18 protein-coding genes are annotated in these 17,968 nt (G+C 63.2%); 14 read left to right on the top strand and 4 right to left on the bottom strand.

Annotation, left to right across the window (positions count from 1 at the left end; translation table 11 throughout):
- Window positions 1-55 precede the first annotated feature (55 nt).
- Window positions 56-493, bottom strand: coding sequence for a CoA-binding protein (locus tag MUO32_RS06380; protein WP_257947393.1), 438 nt, complete (start codon window positions 491-493; stop codon window positions 56-58).
- A 253-nt stretch (window positions 494-746) separates the two neighbouring features.
- Here MUO32_RS06380 and MUO32_RS06385 point away from each other — a divergent pair, with 253 nt between their 5' ends.
- Window positions 747-1,583 carry a DMT family transporter gene (locus MUO32_RS06385; RefSeq protein WP_257947394.1) on the top strand — a complete coding sequence of 279 codons (837 nt, stop codon included), beginning with the start codon at window positions 747-749 and terminating at the stop codon, window positions 1,581-1,583.
- 1 nt (window position 1,584) lies between these two features.
- Here MUO32_RS06385 and MUO32_RS06390 read toward each other — a convergent pair whose 3' ends face one another.
- Entirely contained in the window at window positions 1,585-2,406 is an 822-nt protein-coding gene (locus MUO32_RS06390; RefSeq protein WP_257947395.1) for an enoyl-CoA hydratase, read from the bottom strand.
- 135 nt (window positions 2,407-2,541) lie between these two features.
- Between MUO32_RS06390 and MUO32_RS06395 the strand changes: the two genes are divergently transcribed.
- The 6 genes from MUO32_RS06395 (at window position 2,542) to MUO32_RS06420 (ending at window position 7,122) form a co-directional block, all read left to right on the top strand.
- A complete protein-coding gene (locus MUO32_RS06395) occupies window positions 2,542-2,973 on the top strand; it encodes a PaaI family thioesterase (protein ID WP_257947396.1) in 432 nt (143 codons plus the stop codon).
- Between the two features lie 229 nt (window positions 2,974-3,202).
- Window positions 3,203-3,667, top strand: coding sequence for a 50S ribosomal protein L13 (rplM, locus tag MUO32_RS06400; protein WP_069059156.1), 465 nt, complete (start codon window positions 3,203-3,205; stop codon window positions 3,665-3,667).
- Between the two features lie 2 nt (window positions 3,668-3,669).
- Window positions 3,670-4,146: a 30S ribosomal protein S9 gene (rpsI, locus tag MUO32_RS06405; protein WP_257947397.1), complete on the top strand. Its 477-nt coding sequence runs from the start codon at window positions 3,670-3,672 to the stop codon at window positions 4,144-4,146.
- Between the two features lie 179 nt (window positions 4,147-4,325).
- Window positions 4,326-5,279 carry an agmatinase gene (gene speB, locus MUO32_RS06410; RefSeq protein ID WP_257947398.1) on the top strand — a complete coding sequence of 318 codons (954 nt, stop codon included), beginning with the start codon at window positions 4,326-4,328 and terminating at the stop codon, window positions 5,277-5,279.
- Window positions 5,280-5,350: 71 nt separating this feature from the next.
- Window positions 5,351-6,283, top strand: coding sequence for an N-acetyl-gamma-glutamyl-phosphate reductase (gene argC, locus MUO32_RS06415; RefSeq protein WP_257947399.1), 933 nt, complete (start codon window positions 5,351-5,353; stop codon window positions 6,281-6,283).
- Entirely contained in the window at window positions 6,280-7,122 is an 843-nt protein-coding gene (locus MUO32_RS06420; RefSeq protein WP_257947400.1) for an aminoglycoside phosphotransferase family protein, read from the top strand. Before argC ends, MUO32_RS06420 begins: the two co-directional genes overlap by 4 nt.
- A gap of 5 nt (window positions 7,123-7,127) precedes the next feature.
- Here MUO32_RS06420 and MUO32_RS06425 read toward each other — a convergent pair whose 3' ends face one another.
- Complete coding sequence (locus MUO32_RS06425; protein ID WP_257947401.1) at window positions 7,128-8,219, bottom strand: COX15/CtaA family protein; 1,092 nt, start codon at window positions 8,217-8,219, stop codon at window positions 7,128-7,130.
- A 214-nt stretch (window positions 8,220-8,433) separates the two neighbouring features.
- On the opposite strand from MUO32_RS06425, the gene MUO32_RS06430 reads away from it, so the two are divergent.
- The 3 genes from MUO32_RS06430 to MUO32_RS06440 all read left to right on the top strand — a co-directional run bounded on the left by MUO32_RS06430 (window position 8,434) and on the right by MUO32_RS06440 (window position 10,847).
- Window positions 8,434-8,652 carry a DUF2842 domain-containing protein gene (locus MUO32_RS06430; RefSeq protein ID WP_257947402.1) on the top strand — a complete coding sequence of 73 codons (219 nt, stop codon included), beginning with the start codon at window positions 8,434-8,436 and terminating at the stop codon, window positions 8,650-8,652.
- Window positions 8,649-9,401 carry a metallophosphoesterase gene (locus MUO32_RS06435; protein ID WP_257947403.1) on the top strand — a complete coding sequence of 251 codons (753 nt, stop codon included), beginning with the start codon at window positions 8,649-8,651 and terminating at the stop codon, window positions 9,399-9,401. Before MUO32_RS06430 ends, MUO32_RS06435 begins: the two co-directional genes overlap by 4 nt.
- Before the next feature lie 183 nt (window positions 9,402-9,584).
- Window positions 9,585-10,847 (top strand): GNAT family N-acetyltransferase, encoded by a 1,263-nt coding sequence (locus MUO32_RS06440; RefSeq protein WP_257947405.1) that lies wholly within the window; start codon window positions 9,585-9,587, stop codon window positions 10,845-10,847.
- Window positions 10,848-10,857: 10 nt separating this feature from the next.
- Here the strand turns inward: MUO32_RS06440 and MUO32_RS06445 are convergent, their stop codons facing one another.
- The gene (locus MUO32_RS06445; protein ID WP_257947406.1) at window positions 10,858-13,107 is read right to left on the bottom strand and encodes an exopolysaccharide transport family protein; all 2,250 of its coding nucleotides are present in this window, start codon (window positions 13,105-13,107) and stop codon (window positions 10,858-10,860) included.
- A gap of 212 nt (window positions 13,108-13,319) precedes the next feature.
- Here MUO32_RS06445 and MUO32_RS06450 point away from each other — a divergent pair, with 212 nt between their 5' ends.
- The 4 genes from MUO32_RS06450 (at window position 13,320) to MUO32_RS06465 (ending at window position 17,953) form a co-directional block, all read left to right on the top strand.
- Window positions 13,320-13,895: a polysaccharide biosynthesis/export family protein gene (locus MUO32_RS06450; RefSeq protein ID WP_257947407.1), complete on the top strand. Its 576-nt coding sequence runs from the start codon at window positions 13,320-13,322 to the stop codon at window positions 13,893-13,895.
- Window positions 13,896-13,900: 5 nt separating this feature from the next.
- Entirely contained in the window at window positions 13,901-15,067 is a 1,167-nt protein-coding gene (locus MUO32_RS06455) for a glycosyltransferase family 4 protein (protein WP_257947408.1), read from the top strand.
- Window positions 15,068-15,146: 79 nt separating this feature from the next.
- A complete protein-coding gene (locus tag MUO32_RS06460; RefSeq protein WP_257947409.1) occupies window positions 15,147-16,721 on the top strand; it encodes an undecaprenyl-phosphate glucose phosphotransferase in 1,575 nt (524 codons plus the stop codon).
- On the top strand, window positions 16,718-17,953 hold the full coding sequence (locus MUO32_RS06465) for an O-antigen ligase (RefSeq protein WP_257947410.1): 1,236 nt from the start codon (window positions 16,718-16,720) through the stop codon (window positions 17,951-17,953). Before MUO32_RS06460 ends, MUO32_RS06465 begins: the two co-directional genes overlap by 4 nt.
- Window positions 17,954-17,968: the final 15 nt, after the last annotated feature.

Raw genomic sequence — 17,968 nt, forward strand, 5'->3', positions numbered from 1 at the left:
CGTTTCTCAGCGGAGAATTGGGGTAACGTCGCGTTAAGTCAATATTTGACAGTCGTCAGGAAGCTTTCAGCATCAGCACCGGATACTCCGTCACCGGGCAGCGATCCATGACGACCTGGATACCGGCCGCTTCCGCCCGGGCAGCCGCCGCATCGTCGCGCACGGAAAACTGCCCCCAGAGAACCTTCGGCATCGGCCTCATCGCCAGAACCTCGTCGACGACGGATGCGAACTGGTTCGCCGCCCGGAAAACATCGACCATATCGATGGCGACAGGGATATCGGCGAGATGCGCATAAACGGTCTGGCCGAGGATGGTCTTGCCGGCATGGCCCGGATTGACCGGGATGACGCGGTAGCCCTTGCCGAGCAGGAATCCCATCACGCCATGGCTCGGCCGCCCGTCGTTCGGCGAGGCGCCAAGCACGGCGATCGTGTGCACGGACGACAGGATCGTGCGGATGTAGCTGTCGGGATAGCGATCGTGGTTCATCACAGCCTCCTGCGGCATTTGCGACCGTCTCTCACTTCTCTTCCAGCTGCGCAGTCTACCGGCAGAACCTTAAACAAGACGATGGCGCTTTTGGCCGCTGCGGACCGTGAATTGTACCAGTACGGGTCATCTTTCACGCTTTCGCCATCCTCCACGGCGACGTTCACTGAAAATGCCGATTGCAAATCGGCGTTTTTGGGCAGATGAAGGCGTTGCTCCCCGTCCCGCCTGCCTGCCCCTCCGAGGTCCCAGATTGCCTTTAGACGTTCTCTTTCTCGTGCTTTTCGGCGCGGCTCTGCATGCGACCTGGAATGCCATCGTCAAGGCCGGCACGGACAAGTCGCTCGATGCGGCGATGGTGGCGTTGGGCGCCGGTGCCGTCGGCCTGTTCTTCCTGCCCTTCGTGCCACTTCCCAAGCCGGAGGCGTGGCCGTTCATCTTCGTATCGGCCTTCCTGCAATTTGCCTATTTCCAGCTGGTCGCCGGTGCCTATCGAGCGGGCGACATCGGGCTCGTCTACCCCCTGATGCGTGGCGTCGCCCCCCTCCTCGTCGCGATGACGAGCGGCGTGGTGCTCGGCGAACACCTGACGATGACGGCGATGGCGGGCGTGCTCGTCATATCGGCCGGCGTGCTGACGCTCGCCTTCGAGTCGCGCCATGGCGGCCGGCACGCCATCCTGCTGGCTCTGGCGAACGCCATCGTGATTGCGACCTACACCTTTGTGGACGGTGCGGGGGCGCGCGCCTCCGGCAACGCGGTCTCCTACACGCTCTGGATGGCGTTGCTGCCGCCTGTGCTGTTGTTTGCCTGGGCAATCTATCGTCGTGGGACCACCACGGTCTGGACCCACGTGCGCCGCAACTGGGCGCGCGGCCTCTTTGGCGGCGCCGGCTCCATCACCTCCTACGGCCTCGCGCTCTGGGCGATGACCAAGGCCCCGGTCGCAACCGTCGCCGCCTTGCGCGAAACCGCCATCCTGTTCGCGCTGCTCATCTCGGTTTTCATCCTGAAAGAAAAGGCAAGCATCTGGCGCTATATCGCGGGGGCGGTCATTGCCTGTGGCGTGCTGGTGCTGAAGCTGGCGTAAGCTATTTGCGATCCCACTCCGGCATGCGTTTGCTCAAAAACGCACCTATGCCTTCCTTCGCATCATCCATCAGCATGTTCTCCACCATCGTCGTGATAGCGACGTCGTAGGCATTCGCTATCGGCAGGCCGGCCTGGGCGCGGATGGCGGCCTTGCCGATGCGCAGGGCCTGCGGTGACTTCGCAGCGATGACCGCGGCGTATTTGTCGACGACCTGGCGCAGATATTGCTGCGGTACGATGCGGTTGATGAGGCCGAAATCCTTGGCGGTGGAGGCGTCGATGGTTTCTCCGGTCAGCAGCATTTCCATCGCCTGCTTGGGATGCGCGGCCCTGACGACGGCGACCATCGGCGTGGAGCAGAACAGGCCGATATTGACGCCCGGCGTGCAGAAAGTCGAGGTATCGGTGCAGATGGCGAGGTCGCAGCTTGCGACGAGCTGGCAGCCGGCGGCCGTGGCAAGACCGTCGATCTCGGCGACGACGGGCTGCGGCAGGGCTTGGATCTTCAGCATGATATCCGCCGCCATGCGCATCGTCTTCTCGAAGAAAGCGCGGCCGCCATCGGCATCCCCACGATGTGCCGTCATTTCCTTGAGGTCGTGGCCGGCGGAAAAAACTTTCCCGGTGGAGGAAAGCACGACGATACGGATGGCGTCATCAACAGCAACGGCGTCGAGCGCATCGCCCAACGCTTCCATGGTGGCGATGGAAAGCGCATTGGCCGGCGGATTGCTCAACGTGATCCGCAGGACAGGTTCGAATCTCTCTACCCGCACCAGACCGCCCGCTCCTTCTTTTCGGAACTCCACCACGTCAGCCATGACCGCCTCCATCCTTGTTTCGCCTGCGGTCCTACGCCTGCCGGCAGATCGTTTCAAGCGTGCCGGCATAGACTTTCAGAGGGCTTGCGGCTTCGGGAAAATCGGTCTGTAAACGGGCGACAGGAGATGCATGCGATGAAACTGACGCCGATCATGGACCCGGAGGCACTGAACCGCTTCCTCGAAGCCGACTTTCCGCAGCTTCACACGGACGGGAAGGTGTTCGACGTGATAGCCGTCAGGGCCGGCGCGATCACGATGCGGCTGGAACCCAATGAGCGGCACCTGCGCCCCGGCGGCACGATTTCCGGCCCCACCCTCTTCGCGCTCGCCGATGTCGGCGCGTGGTGTGCGGTGCTTGCCCACATCGGCCCGGTGGCGCTTGCCGTCACCACCAATCTCAACATCAATTTCCTGCGCAAACCCGAGCCCGGCCCGCTCTTCTGCGACTGCAGGATCCTCAAGCTCGGCAAACGGCTCGCCGTGGTGGAAGCCTCCATTTCCGGTGAGGACCGCACAGATCTGGTGGCGCATGCGACGGCCACCTACTCGATTCCGCCGCGATAATTTGTGGTATTAAAATACCGCACGCACAACACATTGTTTTTGCTGCATTATTCTTGACGTCGCCGGGATAACGACCCTTGACGCTCCGGCAGGTCTCACTTATAAGCCACCCCAGATCGCGGTCCTCAGGGGCCGCGTTCGATTTTTGGCATCCGCAAGGGGCCAAACCAAGCAACAAGAAGCGCCCAGGGCCGCAAGGCTTCGGGACCCTAAAGAAAGAGCTACTCCCATGGGTACTTTCGTACAGAAGCCCGCCGAGGTAGAGAAGAAGTGGATCCTCATCGACGCCGAAGGCCTCGTTGTTGGTCGTCTCGCTACCCTCATTGCAAACCGCCTGCGCGGCAAGCACAAGGCCACCTTCACGCCCCACGTCGACGACGGTGACAACATCATCGTCATCAATGCCGACAAGGTCGTGTTCACCGGCAAGAAGTACTCCGACAAGACGTACTACTGGCACACCGGTTACCCGGGCGGCATCAAGGAGCGTACGGCTCGCCAGATCATCGAAGGCCGCTTCCCGGAGCGCGTTCTCGAGAAGGCTGTCGAACGCATGGTTCCGCGCGGCCCGCTCGGCCGTCGCCAGATGAAGAACCTGCGCGTCTACGCCGGCTCGAACCATCCGCATGAAGCCCAGCAGCCCGTCACCCTCGACGTCGCCAAGCTGAACAGCAAGAACACAAGGAGCGCCTGATCATGGCCGACCTCTCCTCGCTCAAGGACCTCGGCGTCGCTGCCGCAGCTCCCGCTGCCTCCGCCCCGGTTCACGTCAAGAAGGTTGACGCCCTGGGTCGCGCATACGCTACCGGCAAGCGCAAGAACGCTGTCGCCCGCGTATGGGTCAAGCCGGGCTCCGGCAAGATCACCGTCAACGGCAAGTCTTTCGAGACCTACTTCGCCCGTCCGGTTCTGCAGATGATCCTGCAGCAGCCGATCATCGCGGCTGCCCGTGATGGCCAGTTCGACATCGTCGCCACCGTCGCCGGCGGCGGTCTTTCCGGCCAGGCCGGTGCCGTTCGTCACGGCGTCTCCAAGGCGCTGACCTACTTCGAGCCCGGCCTGCGTCCGGTCCTGAAGAAGGGTGGCTTCCTGACCCGCGACTCGCGCGTCGTCGAACGCAAGAAGTACGGCAAGGCCAAGGCCCGTCGTTCGTTCCAGTTCTCCAAGCGTTAATCGCTCGGACATTTTGGTTCAGGAAAGGCCGGGGTTCGCCCCGGCCTTTTTCGTTTTGCCCGCGCAAAAATCCCTTGCCTTGCGCGCGCCGATTGGCGAACGTCCCGCCACATTTTGTTTTGCGCATTTCCGGCAAAACCGCTGCACACTTTTGCTGGAAATGCTCTGGAGGGACTTTCATGGCCAACAAGTCGATCGACCACGCCATCACCGGCAAATCGCTGAAGAGCGCCGCCTCGGACCCGACCCATGCAGGTATCCTCTCCTTCATGCGCCGCCGCTACACCAAGGTCCTGAAGGATGTCGATGCCGTCGTCTGGGGCATTCCCTTCGATGCCGCGACCTCCAACCGCCCCGGCACGCGCTTCGGGCCGCAGGCGATCCGCCGCGCCTCTGCTATCATGGATAACGACCCGCAATATCCCTTCGAACGCGACCTCTTCGAAGACATGGCCGTCATCGACTACGGCGACTGCTTGCTCGACTATGGCAATCACCAGAAGACGCCCGGAACGATCGAGCGCGAAGCGAAAAAGATCCTGAAATCCGGCGCCTACATGCTCACACTCGGCGGCGACCATTTCATAACGCTGCCGCTCCTGCGCGCCCATGCGGAAAAATACGGTCCCCTCTCGCTTGTCCAGTTCGACGCGCACCAGGATACCTGGGCCGACGAGAAGGGCCGCATCGACCACGGCTCCTTCGTCGGCACGGCGGTACGCGAGGGCCTGATCGATCCCGAGACGTCGTTCCAGATCGGCATCCGCACCCACGCGCCCGAGGATTGTGGCATCCGCATCCTCTACGGCTACGATGTGGAGGAGATGAGCGCCGGCGAACTCGCCGACGCGATCATCCACCATGTCGGCGACAAGCCGACCTATCTCACCTTCGATATCGACTGCCTCGACCCGGCCTTTGCACCCGGCACCGGCACGCCGGTCTCCGGCGGCCCCACAAGCGCGCGCATCCTTTCGGTCTTGCGCAAGCTCGGTGCGCTGAACATCGTCGGTTCGGATGTCGTCGAAGTCGCTCCGGCCTACGACCATGCGGATATCACCGCCATCGCCGCCTCCAATATCGCCATGTACATGCTCGGCCTTCACGCCGAAGCGCTGGCGGAGCGACGTTGAAGACGCGGCATTGAATGCGACAGACCGAGGGGCTATATCGGCCGCGAACGCAAAATAGGATTGGACAGCAGATGAAACCGAAGATCTTCATCGATGGCGAACACGGCACGACGGGTCTGCAGATCCGCACCCGCATGGCCGGCCGCGATGATGTCGAGCTCTTGTCCATCCCGGAAGCCGAACGTCGCAACGCGCAGCTTCGCGAAGACCTCCTGAACAGCGCCGATGTCGCCATCCTCTGCCTGCCTGATGATGCGGCCAAGGAAGCCGTCGCGATGGTCTCCGGCAACAATTCCGTGCGCATCATCGACACCTCGACGGCGCACCGCGTCCATCCGGAATGGGCCTATGGCTTTGCCGAGATGGACAAGGAACAGCCGAAGAAGATCGCGGATGCACGCTATGTCGCCAATCCCGGCTGCTACCCGACAGGCGCTATCGGCCTGCTGCGCCCGCTCCGCCGCGCCGGCATCCTGCCGCAGGATTATCCGGTCACCGTCAACGCGGTCTCCGGCTATACCGGCGGCGGCAAGCAGATGATCGCGCAGATGGAGGATGCGAGCCATCCTGAACATATCGATGCGCCGCACTTCCTCTATGGCCTGACGCTCAAGCACAAGCATGTCCCGGAAATGCAGGTGCACGGTCTTCTCGACCGCGCGCCCATCTTTTCGCCCTCCGTCGGAAAATTCGCTCAGGGCATGATCGTGCAGGTGCCGCTCTATCTCGCCGACCTCAATGATCACGCCTCGCTGGGCTCGATCCATGAGGCGCTGGCCGATCACTATGCAGGCCAGGACATCGTCGAGGTCGTCGATCTCAAGGAGAGCGCCAATCTCGCCCGCGTCAACGCCGTGGAGCTTGCCGATACCGACCGCATGAAACTCTACGTCTTCGGCACGGCCGGCGCGCCCCATGTCAACCTCGTCGCCCTGCTCGATAATCTCGGCAAGGGCGCTTCGGGTGCGGCTGTCCAGAATATGGACCTGATGCTGAAGGCATGAGGCACGGACATCCGTCCTTCCCTGCCGAGTGGCACATAGAAGACGCCAGTCTTGTAGCGGATACCGTTGCCGGCACCGTCTATGAGGTGATGCTATCCGATGGCGCGAGCGCGATCGTCAAGGACCTGAAGCCGAAGGTTCTGGAGGACAGCCTGCGCGGCGCGGATTTTCTGACGTGGCGCGGCGGCATCGGCTGCGTGAAGCTGCTTGCTCGCTCGGAAACCATGCTGCTGATGGAACACGCCGGCAAGACGACGCTGCGGGACCGCCTGCTCTCCCACGGCGACGCTGATGCGACCCGCATCGCCGCCGAGGTGCTCCTCGACTATCACCGCCCTTCCCAGACCCCGCCGCCGGCAAGCCTGCAACCGCTGCCGCGCTACTTCTCAAGCCTGTTCGAAAAGGCCAAGCGGGATCGCAAGGACGGTCTCACCGGTCCCTATGCGGAGGCGGCGACCATCGCCGACGCACTCCTGGCCGAGCAGCGGGACATCAAGCCGCTGCATGGCGACCTGCATCACGAAAACATCGTGTCCGGCCCGCGCGGCTGGCTCATCATCGATCCGGCGGGACTGATCGGCGACGCGGCCCTCGATGTCGCCAACATGTTCTCCAACCCGCTCGACCGTTTCGACCTCACCCGCGACGAGCAGCGAATCGCGGGGATGGCGGATATCTTCGCCGAAACATTGCGGCGCGATGTCCGCACCATCCTGCGCTATGCCTTCGCCTATGGCTGCCTGTCGGCGGCGTGGCATGACGAGGACGGCAACGACGGGGATCGCGACGACGAGCTTGCCGTTGCCGCAGCGATCCGCAACGTCCTCAGGCAGGCCTGAGCGGATCAGTCCTCCGCCGTTTCCCGCGGATACTCCCCGACAAAGCCGCGCCAGTGCGCGACCGCAAAGCCGAGCACGACAAGCGCCCCGCCCTGATGCGCCAATGCCCAGCCGAGCGGCACCTGCCAGATCAGCGTCAGGATGCCGATGGTCGCCTGGAGACAGACGAGGGCGAAGAGCACGAGGGCACGGCGGCTGTGGGTCGTTTCAGGGGCGGCGCGCAGCGACGAGATCAGGTGGAGCACGACGAGCGCGAAGAGCACGTAGGCGCCGATGCGATGCACGAACTGCACGGTCTTCGGGTTCTCGAAGAGGTTGATCCACCAGGGCTGCTGCAGGAAGAGACCGCCGGGCACGATCGTGCCGTCCATCAGCGGCCAGGTGTTGTAGGAAAGGCCGGCATCGAGGCCGGCAACCAGCGCGCCGAGATAGATCTGGAAGATCGCCATGCAGGCGATGATGCCGGCCATGCGGCGGGACCCTTCCGTTGGCGGCGCATCGTCGCTGTGCGGCGACAGCGCCCGCATCAGCCACATGGTCCAGGCGAAGATCAGACAGGCGATGGTGAGATGTGTGGCGAGACGGTACTGGCTGACGGAAACACGGTCGGCGAGGCCCGACGACACCATCCACCAGCCGATGAAGCCCTGGAACCCACCCAGCGCCAGAAGGCCGACCAGCGGCCAGCGAAGTTTCCTTTCGATACGGCCGGTCAGCCAGAAGAAGGCCAGCGGCACGGCGAAGACGAAGCCGATCGAGCGGGCGATCAGCCGATGCGCCCATTCCCACCAGAAGATCGTCTTGAACTCCTCGATCGTCATGCCCTTGTTGACCTGCTCATATTGCGGAATACGCTTGTAGAGGTCGAATTCCTCCTGCCATTCCTGAGCGGTAATCGGCGGGATGACACCGTGGACGGGCTTCCATTCGGTGATAGAAAGGCCGGATTCCGTAAGACGCGTCGCGCCGCCGACAAGCACCAGCACGAAGAGCGCGAACAGCACGAAGCCCAGCCACCGGCGCACCTGGCGACGGTTGCGATCCGTCCGGTCCCTGTCATTGTCGCTGCGGTATGCGGTCGCGGTGGTCGCGCTCATCGTCTCGGCTCCTTTCCTGAAACGGCGATGTCAGGCCGGTTCAGGTCGCTGGTCTCGGTAGTCATGCCTGTAAAACCGCATTGCACGCTTTCACAGGTCTTGCTCTGGCGTTGATTTGCCTGACCGGGCCGTGCAAAACAAGGCCCGAAGCTTTGCGGCATGCCGTCGCGCCACTTTGCCGCCATTTGCCGCCCCAGAGATCGAAAGACCGAAAATGCCCCCTCGCCTCAGAAAACTGATCGGAACGGTGCTGATCATCATCCTCGTGCTGGTCTATGCGCTGGTCGCCACCACGATCGCCGCCGCGACGCTCGGGGCATCGCCGTGGTACATCCACCTTCTCTACTTCGCGGTGACGGGCCTGCTCTGGATCCTGCCGGCGATGGTCATCATCAAGTGGATGGAAAAGCCGGCGAAGGTGCGCGACGAATGAGCGGAACACGCATCGCGGTCATCGCCGACATCCATGGCAACGATCTTGCGCTCGAGGCGGTGCTGGCCGATATCGAGCGGCGCGGCATCAGCCGGATCGTCAATCTCGGCGATCACCTGAGCGGTGCGCTCAACGCGGCGCGCACGGCCGATATCCTGATGGCGCGCCCGGATATTCTGGCTATTGCCGGCAACCACGACCGCTGGCTTCTCGACAAGCCGCGCTCGGACATGGGCGATTGGGACCGGATCGCCCATGAGCTGCTTTCGCCGCAACACCTGAACTGGCTGGCGCAACTGCCCGCGAGCAGAACCGTGCAGGACGACATCTTTCTCTGCCATGGCACGCCGGCGTCGGACACCACCTACTGGCTCGACGAAGCCGCCAGAGACGGCGCCATGCGGCTCTCCTCCCTCGCGCGCATCGAAAGCCTTGCGGAAGGTTTCGGACACCCCGTGCTCCTGTGCGGCCACACGCATATTGCCCGCGCGGTTCGCCTGCCCGACGGGCGACTGATCGTCAATCCGGGCAGCGTCGGCTCCCCGGCCTATGACGACGATACGCCCTTCGAGCACAAGGTGGAGACCGGTTCACCGCATGCACGCTATGCGATCCTGGAAAACAGGGACGGACTTTGGGAGGCCGCGTTTCAGCTTGTGGCCTATGATCATATGGCCATGGCCCGGCTCGCGGAAAGCCGCGATCAGCACGCCTGGGCGAGCGCCCTTTCCACCGGCTGGCTGCGCTGACGCGCCCGCGTTTCGGCGAACGCCTCGGCTTTTCCAGTTTCCGTTATGAAATCGCTAACCGCTCTTGCCAATTTCGCCTGGGCCTTCCGGCGACGCCACTGGATTTAAACTCTTTTCCCAAGCCTAGTGCCTATGGTTACAGCGCGGCGATGCGGCCGCTGGCCAGAATGCAAGGGTCGATCCATGGGAGCGATGCAACTCAATTTCCAGATCATGCCGTCCGAGCGGGAGCTCGCGACCCGGTACATGGGAATCCTTGCCGGCGAGGAGCGCATGCCCTCGGTCGTTCCCCTTTCCATCCGCCTGCACGACCGCATGGAGCCGCTGGAAGCCGAATGGCGCGCGCTGGAAGCCGACAACAACCTGTCGCTTCACCAGAGCTACGACTGGTGCCATGCCTGGGCCGAGACCCACGCCTGCAAGCTTTTGATCGTCGAAGGGTTTTCCGGCGGCAAGACCCATCTGATCCTCCCGCTCGAAATCATGCGCCACGGCCCTGTGCGCACCGCGCGTTTTCTCGGCACGACCTTCAGCAACATCAATACCGGCCTTTACACCGAGGAATTCCGGTTCCTCGCCGCCCCGCCGCGCCTTCGCCAGGCGCTTGAGCAGGCGCGCAGCCAGTTTTCACGCTATTTCGATCTCTTCATGCTGGAAAAGGTGCCGCTCGACTGGCGCGGCGAGACGAATTCCTTTGCCGATCTTCCCTCGACGCTGAACCAGAACGCCGCCTTCCAGCTCGAACTCTTCGAGGATTTCGAGCGCACGCTGGCTCAGGTCAACGCCAAGCGCCGCCGCAAGAAGTTCCGCACGTCCGAACGCCGGCTGGAAACGCTCGGCGGCTACGAGCATGTCGTGGCGGAGACCGCCGAGGACAGCCGCGCGCTGCTCGAAGTCTTCTTCCGCCAGAAGGCCGCCCGCTTCGACACGATGGGCCTGCCGGATGTCTTCCGCAACGAGGAGACACGCAACTTCTTCCGCACGCTGGTCGCGGTACCCTCCGTCGACGGCAACTATCCGCTCCAGCTCCATGCCGTGCGCCTCAAGGGCGAAAACGAAGGCCGCATCGTCGCGATCGCCGGCCTGTCGCGCAAGGGCGATCACGTGGTCTGCCAGTTCGGCTCGATCGACGACACGATCGCCGCCGATGCGAGCCCGGGTGAATTCCTGTTCTATCTGGCGATCCGCAAGCTGTGCGGCGAGGGTGTGCGCCTGTTCGATTTCGGCATCGGCGACCAGCCCTACAAGCGCTCCTGGTGCACGATCGAGACGCCGCAGCACGACCTGCTCTGGCCGACGACGGTGGCCGGCACCGCAGTTGCGGCCGTGCACCGGGCGAAAGCCGGTGCCAAGCGCATCATCAAGCAGAATCCGCAGGTCTATTCGTTCCTGCAGCGCATCCGCTCCGGCAAGACGGAGTTCGTGCGCACGGAAGACGCCGACTAGCAAAAGTGCTTTATGCGGCAGCCCTGCGGCCCGGATAGCGCGGAGGTTCACCCTCCTCGCCGGTCATCAGCACGATCTCGGTATAGCCGGCCTCGCCGAAAGCGCCGATCAGATTGACGATCTCGTCTTCATCCGCATCCGGAATGGAGAGAATGATATCCGTTTCCTGGTCGCGCGTCAGCCGCCGGACGCCTTCGACCTCGGCCGGGCCGCATTCCACGATGACGGTGTCATAGGCGTCCGACAGCGAATCGATCACCATCGAGAGGCGATCGATGCCGCGCATGGCGCGCTTGATGTTGGCATTGCCGCGCGGAATGATATGGGCGCTCGACAGGCGGTCGCCATGGATGATCTCGCTGAAGGCCGCGTCGCCCACCAGCAGGTCGGTGATCCCCGGCACATGGGTTGACTGCGCCATCAGGCGCGTCGGGCAGGCCGAGCCGGTGAGATCGATGATCAAGGTCTTGCGATGCTCTTCCGCGATGCGGCGGGCCAGCATGACGGTCGCGGTCGAACCGCTGTCGCCGGAGGGCGATACGGAAACCGCCACGGAAATGTTGTTCTCGATGATGTGGCGCGCGACGGCGGCCACGGAGAAATCGCTTTCCTCCTCGAAGGCGGCCGCATCGACCAGCGACGGCTGCGTATCCTCGTCGTCCTCATCCTCCTCCGGATCCGGTTCGATGCCGGACAGCAGGGATTTTGCGGGCGCGTGGATGTCCTTGACCGCACCGGGCTCCAGACGGTTGACCGGTATCTTGCGGGCGGCCGGTTCCTGTGCCACCGCCTCGGTCTCGACGGGTTCGACCTCTGCCTCCTCCTTACGCCGGCGCGGCGTGGCGGCAACGCCGCCGACCGGCTTCAGGGCGCGGCCGCTGAAGAGTTCGGCAAGCAGGATGACGATGGAGCTCAACGCAAAGCCGGCGACACCGCCGACGATGGTGATCGGGATGATCTTCGGGAAATCGACTTCCGTCGGCGCGACAGCGGCGGAGATGATACGGGCGTCGGCCGGCGTCGAATTGTTGTCGGTGCGCGAGGTCGCCTCGCGGTAGCGCGCCAGATAGGTTTCAAGAAGCTGGCGCTGGGCCGTCGCCTCGCGCTCCAGCGCCTTCAGCCCCACCTCGTCCTCGCCCGCGCGCGCCGTCTCGGCCTTCACCGTATTGAGCTGCTGCGTCAGCTGCGTTTCGCGAAGCCGCGCGGTCTTCGCCTCGTTTTCGAGGCTCGACAAGATCTTCTGCGTTTCCGACTTGATCTGCGCGCGAATGCCTGTCAGCTGCGAGCGCAGGCCCTTGAGGCGCGGATGGCCTTCGAGCATCGATGTGGAAAGGTCGGAAATCTGGCCCTGGATCTGCGCCTCGGTTTCCTTCAGGCGCTGGATCATCTGCGAACCCACGACCTCGCTCAGCGTATCGGGCGCGCCGCCGGACTTCAGCACCGCGCGCACGCCCTCCGCGCGCGCTTCGGCCGTCGCGCGTTCACCACGCACCCGTGTCAGTTCCGTGGAAATGTCGTTCAGCTGGCGCACGGCGAAAGTGGAATTCTCACCTGTCGGCAGCAGGTCGGATTGCGAACGGTATTCGGCGACCTTCTGCTCGGCCTCGCGCACCTTTTCACGCAGGTTGGCGATTTCGGGCTCCAGCCAGCGCGTCGCCTCGGAATTGGTGTCGAGCTTGGCGCCGCTCTGCAGCGAAAGATAGACCTTGGCCATCTCGTTCGGGATGGCGGCGGCCAGCATCGGGTCCTTCGACGTGAACTCGATGGCGATGACGCGCGACTTCTCCACCTGGTAGACGGCAAGTTTCTCGTTGAACTCCTTCAGCACGCGGTCTTCCGGCGCAAGATCGAGCGGACTCTTCTTCACGCCAAGCAGCACGAGAAGGTCGGAAACCGCAGAAGGCTTGGCGGCCGCGTCGAACTCCTCCAGCTCATGCAATTTCATGTTGCGCGCGACCTGCTTGACGAGATCGGCGGACTTGAGGAGCTGCACCTGGCTGGCAATGCCGAGTTCGTCGAAGGCCGGCTGTTCGCGGCCCTGCGCACGGTCCGTGCCCGTCGTGAAGGCCGGCTCGCGCGTTTCGATGAGAAGACGGGATTCGCTCTTGTATTTGGGGGTGATGAGGCTTGCACCGACGAAGGCGATGCCCGCGCCGGCAACGGTCGCCAGCAGCACGCGCATGCGGTTGCGCCAGATCGCGCCGAAAAGGCTGCCAAGGTCGATATCGACATCCTGCTGGCTCTCGTGAACGCCTGACATATCCCTGCTCCAAACACGACGATTTGCCCGCACGGTAAACAAACATGGTAACGCAAGGGTTAATTACCGACGGTTGCCGCCACCCTTCTCCACGCCTCTTTCGTGAAAAATCATGCTTTTGGGCGCCGCTCGTGCTCCGCCATTTACCGGCCGTTAACCCTAACGGATCGATAACGGACCCCAGACTTCTGATTTCCGGATTGGGAAAGCGAATGACGTTCGCAACGATCAACAAGGGCATGCTGCTCGCGCTGGCGCTTATCGTGCCAGCCGTTTCGGGCTGCACCGGCTACCGCCCTGCCCCAAAGGCCTTCCGTGAGGCCACCATTCAGCCCTACCGCCTCGACAGCGGCGACCGGCTGCGCATTACCGTGTTCGAGCAACCCGGTCTTTCCAATACATATTCCGTCGACCAGGCCGGTTACGTCGCCTTCCCGCTGATCGGTCCGGTGCCGGCGCGCGGCAAGACGAACCAGGAACTGGAAGGCGTTATCGCGGCGAAGCTGCGCCAGGGCTATCTGCGCGATCCCGACATCTCCATCGAGGTCGACCGCTACCGCGCCATCTTCATCATGGGGGAAGTCGGGCAGGCCGGGCAGTACAGCTACGTCGCCGGCATGACGATCCAGAACGCCATCGCAGTCGCCGGGGGCTTTTCTCCGCGCGCCAACCAGGTTGATGTGGACGTCACGCGCAAGATCAACGGCAAGATCATCACGGGCCGCGTGTCCATCTCCGATCCGGTGCTCGCAGGCGATACGATCTACGTCCGCGAACGGCTGTTCTGAGCATCATGGCGGACGATGGGCCTCTGCGCATCATTCATTGTTTCCGGTCGCCCATCGGCGGGATCTTTCGCCATGTGCGCGACCTCGCCGAATTCCACACCAAGGCCGGCCACGAGGTCGGCATCGTCTGCGACAGCCTGACGGGCGGCTCATTCGAGGATGCGCTGTTCGACGAGATTCGTCCCTATCTTTCGCTCGGCCTCGTCCGCCTGCCGATCAGCCGCGCCGTCAGCCTGCGCGATATCGGGGCGTTCAGGCATAGTTATCGTGAAATCAAAAGTTTGCAGCCGGATGTATTGCACGGTCACGGCGCCAAAGGCGGCGCCATTGCCCGGCTCATCGGCTCAGCCCTGCGGGTCAACAGGTATCGCGTAGCCCGCCTCTATTCGCCCCATGGCGGCAGCCTGCACTACGACCGCCGCACCGCCACGGGTTTTTCGATCCTGACGGCGGAGCAGCTGCTCGAACGGCTTGGCGACAGCCTCGTCTTCGTCTGCGATTTCGAGCGCGACGCCTACACAAGCAAGGTTGGAAAGCCCCGCAAGCGCGCCGAGCGCATCTACAACGGCATTCACGACCGGGACTTCGAGATCGTGCACCCGCGCGAAGATTCGGTCGACTTCCTCTATATCGGCATGCTGCGCGACCTGAAGGGGCCCGACGTCTTCGTCGATGCCTTCGCCCGCACCGAACGCCTCGTCGGCCGGCCGCTCTCGGCGCTGATGATCGGTGATGGACCGGACAGGGAGAAATACCAGCACATGATGCTGCGCCTGGGCCTTGGCCGGCGCATCGGCATGATGCCCGCCATGCGCGCCCGCGATGCCTTTGCCCTGACCCGCAACGTCGTCGTACCCTCCCGCGCCGAGGCCATGCCCTATATCGTGCTCGAGGCGCTTGCCGCCCGCAAACCCGTCATCGCGAGCCGCGTCGGCGGCATTCCGGAAGTGCTTGGCCAAAACAGCATCGCGCTTGCCGAGCCCGGCGACGCGGATACACTCGCCAAAGTGATGGCGGAGGCCGTCAGTGACCCGGACTGGTTCCATAAGGTCATGCCGGAACCCCAGACCTTCAAGAATACGTTCTCGGCGTCGAAGATGTCCTCCTCGCTTCTCGACCTCTACCGCGACATCCTCGCGGGTCAGACTGGCGGAAAACGATACGGCTCCTGAGCGACCTGCCTTGCGCTACGTAAACGTTTCTTAGGGGCTTCGTGCTATCTCCGGTACAAAGCCTCCACAGGTGCGTGCCATGAACCATGTCGACAAACCCGACTCCTTCGATCCCGAAGAACTGAGACGGAAAGTTTCCGAAATCCGGACGATCGCGGCCAACAGCCCTTCGTCGGACTATGACGGCGGCAGGACGGTCGAGCTGAACCCGCTCGCCCAGAAAATCGCGCTGCAGTTTCGTGCGGACACCTATTCGCCGAGCATGATCATCGGTCTGCTGCGCCTGCTCGAGTTCATCGCGCTGCTGACGGTCGGTTACGGCATCCACCTCGCCTATGTCAGCGCGCCCGGCATGAGCATGACGGTCTTCTATCTGTCGGTGCTGTTCGGCGGATCGGCCGTCGGCGTGCTCCTGCTGCAACTGGCCGATGCCTACCAGGTGCCGGCTCTGCGTTCGCCCTGGCGCATGACCCCGCGCATCCTCGCCGCATGGGCTGCCGCCTTTGGCGCAATGGCGCTCGTCGTCTTCTTCTTCAAATCGGGCGAGGAATATTCCCGCGTCTGGTTCGCCTCATGGTTCGCCGCCGGGGCGGTCTATCTGCTCATCGAGCGCCAGATCATCGCCTATTCGATCCGCCGCTGGGCCCGCAACGGCACCATGGAGCGCCGCGCCGTGATTGTCGGCGGCGGCGAACCCGCCAAGGAGCTCATCCGCACGCTGGAACATCAGCCGGAAAACGATATCCGCATCTGCGGCATCTTCGACGACCGCGACGAGCGCCGCTCGCCCTCGATCATCGCCGGCTATCCCAAGCTGGGCAACGTCGCCGAACTCGTCGAATTCGCCCGGCTTGCGCGCATCGACATGCTGATCATCTCCCTGCCGCTCTCGGCCGAAGCTCGCATCCTTTCACTGTTAAAGAAGCTCTGGGTCCTCCCCGTCGATATCCGTCTTGCCGCACATGCCAAGGGTCTGCGCTTCCGCCCCCGCAGCTATTCGCAGGTCGGCAACTTGCCGATGCTCGACATCTTCGACAAGCCGATCGCCGACTGGGACAATGTCGCCAAGCGCATCTTCGACATCTTCTTTTCGGTCGTGGCGCTGCTGCTGCTCTGGCCGGTCTTCCTTGGTGCGGCACTCGCCGTGAAGCTTTCCTCGCCCGGCCCGATCCTCTTCAAGCAGAAGCGCCACGGCTTCAACAACGAGATCATCGAGGTCTACAAGTTCCGCTCCATGTATACGCACCTTTCCGATCCGACGGCCCGCGCCGCGGTGACGAAGGGCGATCCGCGCGTGACCGCCGTCGGCCGCTTCATCCGCAAGTCGTCGATCGACGAGCTGCCGCAGATATTCAATGTGCTGAAGGGTGAGCTCTCCCTCGTCGGTCCGCGTCCGCATGCCATCCAGGCCCAGTCGCACGACCGCAAATATGTCGATGTCGTCGAAGGCTACTTCGCCCGCCACCGCGTCAAGCCGGGCGTCACCGGCTGGGCGCAGATCAACGGCTGGCGCGGCGAGATCGACCATGACGACAAGATCCGCTTCCGGACCGAATTCGATCTCTACTACATCGAGAACTGGTCGCTCTGGCTGGACCTGAAGATCCTGGTGCTGACGCCCTTCCGTCTGCTCAACACGGAAAATGCCTATTGAGCGACGCGGCCCTCCCCTATGCCCCGCCTTTCCGGCCGCAGCTTGCGGCCCTTGGCGTTGTGGGATCGATGCTGGTGGCGGTGGGCGTCTTTCTCTCCGGCTTCGTCATCAGCGAGCCGGCGCCCTATGAAGTCTTCATGGCCGCTCTCATCGGCCTTTGGGCAATCGTCGGCCTGCGCATCTCGCGCTATATCGCGCCACTCGTGGTGCTCATCCTGCTCTTCAACGTCGGCGGCATGCTGTCGCTGACGATGCTGGACGACCTCTCGGTCGGTCCGATGTATATCGCCGTCTCGCTGTTCCTGGCGCTTTCCAGCATCTTCTTCGCCTCCATCATCGAGGCCAGGCACGAGCGGCTGGATTTGATCTTCCGCGCCTGGGTGGCAAGCGCCATCATCACCTCGCTGCTCGGCATTCTCGGCTATTTCCACGCCTTTCCCGGCAGCGAGGCGTTTACGCTCTACGATCGCGCCAAGGGCGCCTTCCAGGACCCGAACGTCTTCGGCCCCTTCCTCGTCGCTCCCTCGCTCTACCTCGTGCACGGGCTGCTTGTCGGCCGGATCCTCGGCGCGCCGCTGAAGATTGTCGGCCTGCTCATCCTCGCCCTCGGCCTGTTCCTGTCGTTTTCCCGCGCGGCCTGGGCGCTCTACCTCTTTTCGGTGGTCGCCCTCGTCTTCATCATGCTGCTCAAGGAGCGCACCGGCGCCTTCCGCCTGAAAATCCTGATCCTCAGCCTCACGGCCGCCGGCATGATGATCCTTGCGCTGCTCGTCGCCCTGCAGTTCGACAAAGTGTCCGACCTGTTCTCCAGCCGCACCCAGCTCGTGCAGGAATATGACGGCGGTCATCTCGGACGGTTCGACCGTCACCGCATCGGCTTCCTGATGGCCATGGAAAAGCCGCTCGGCATCGGCCCCATGGTGTTCAGCAAGATTTTTCCGGAAGACGAGCACAACATCTGGCTGAAGTCGCTGACATCATACGGCTGGCTCGGCTTCGCCTGCTACTTCGCCCTCATCGTCTGGACCCTGTCGGCCGGCTTCAAGTCGCTCCTGCGCAACCGGCCCTGGCAGCCTTTCCTCATGATTTCCTTCATCACGGTGGTCGGACACACGGCCATCGGCTTCGTTATCGATACGGACCACTGGCGCCATTTCTATCTGCAACTCGGCGTGTTGTGGGGATGTATCGCGCTCGAAAAACGTCACAACAGGCAGACCGGATCGGGCTGATCGCATCATGACAAC

The organism is Shinella sp. CPCC 101442 (assembly GCF_024704725.1).
Taxonomy (GTDB): Bacteria; Pseudomonadota; Alphaproteobacteria; order Rhizobiales; family Rhizobiaceae; genus Shinella.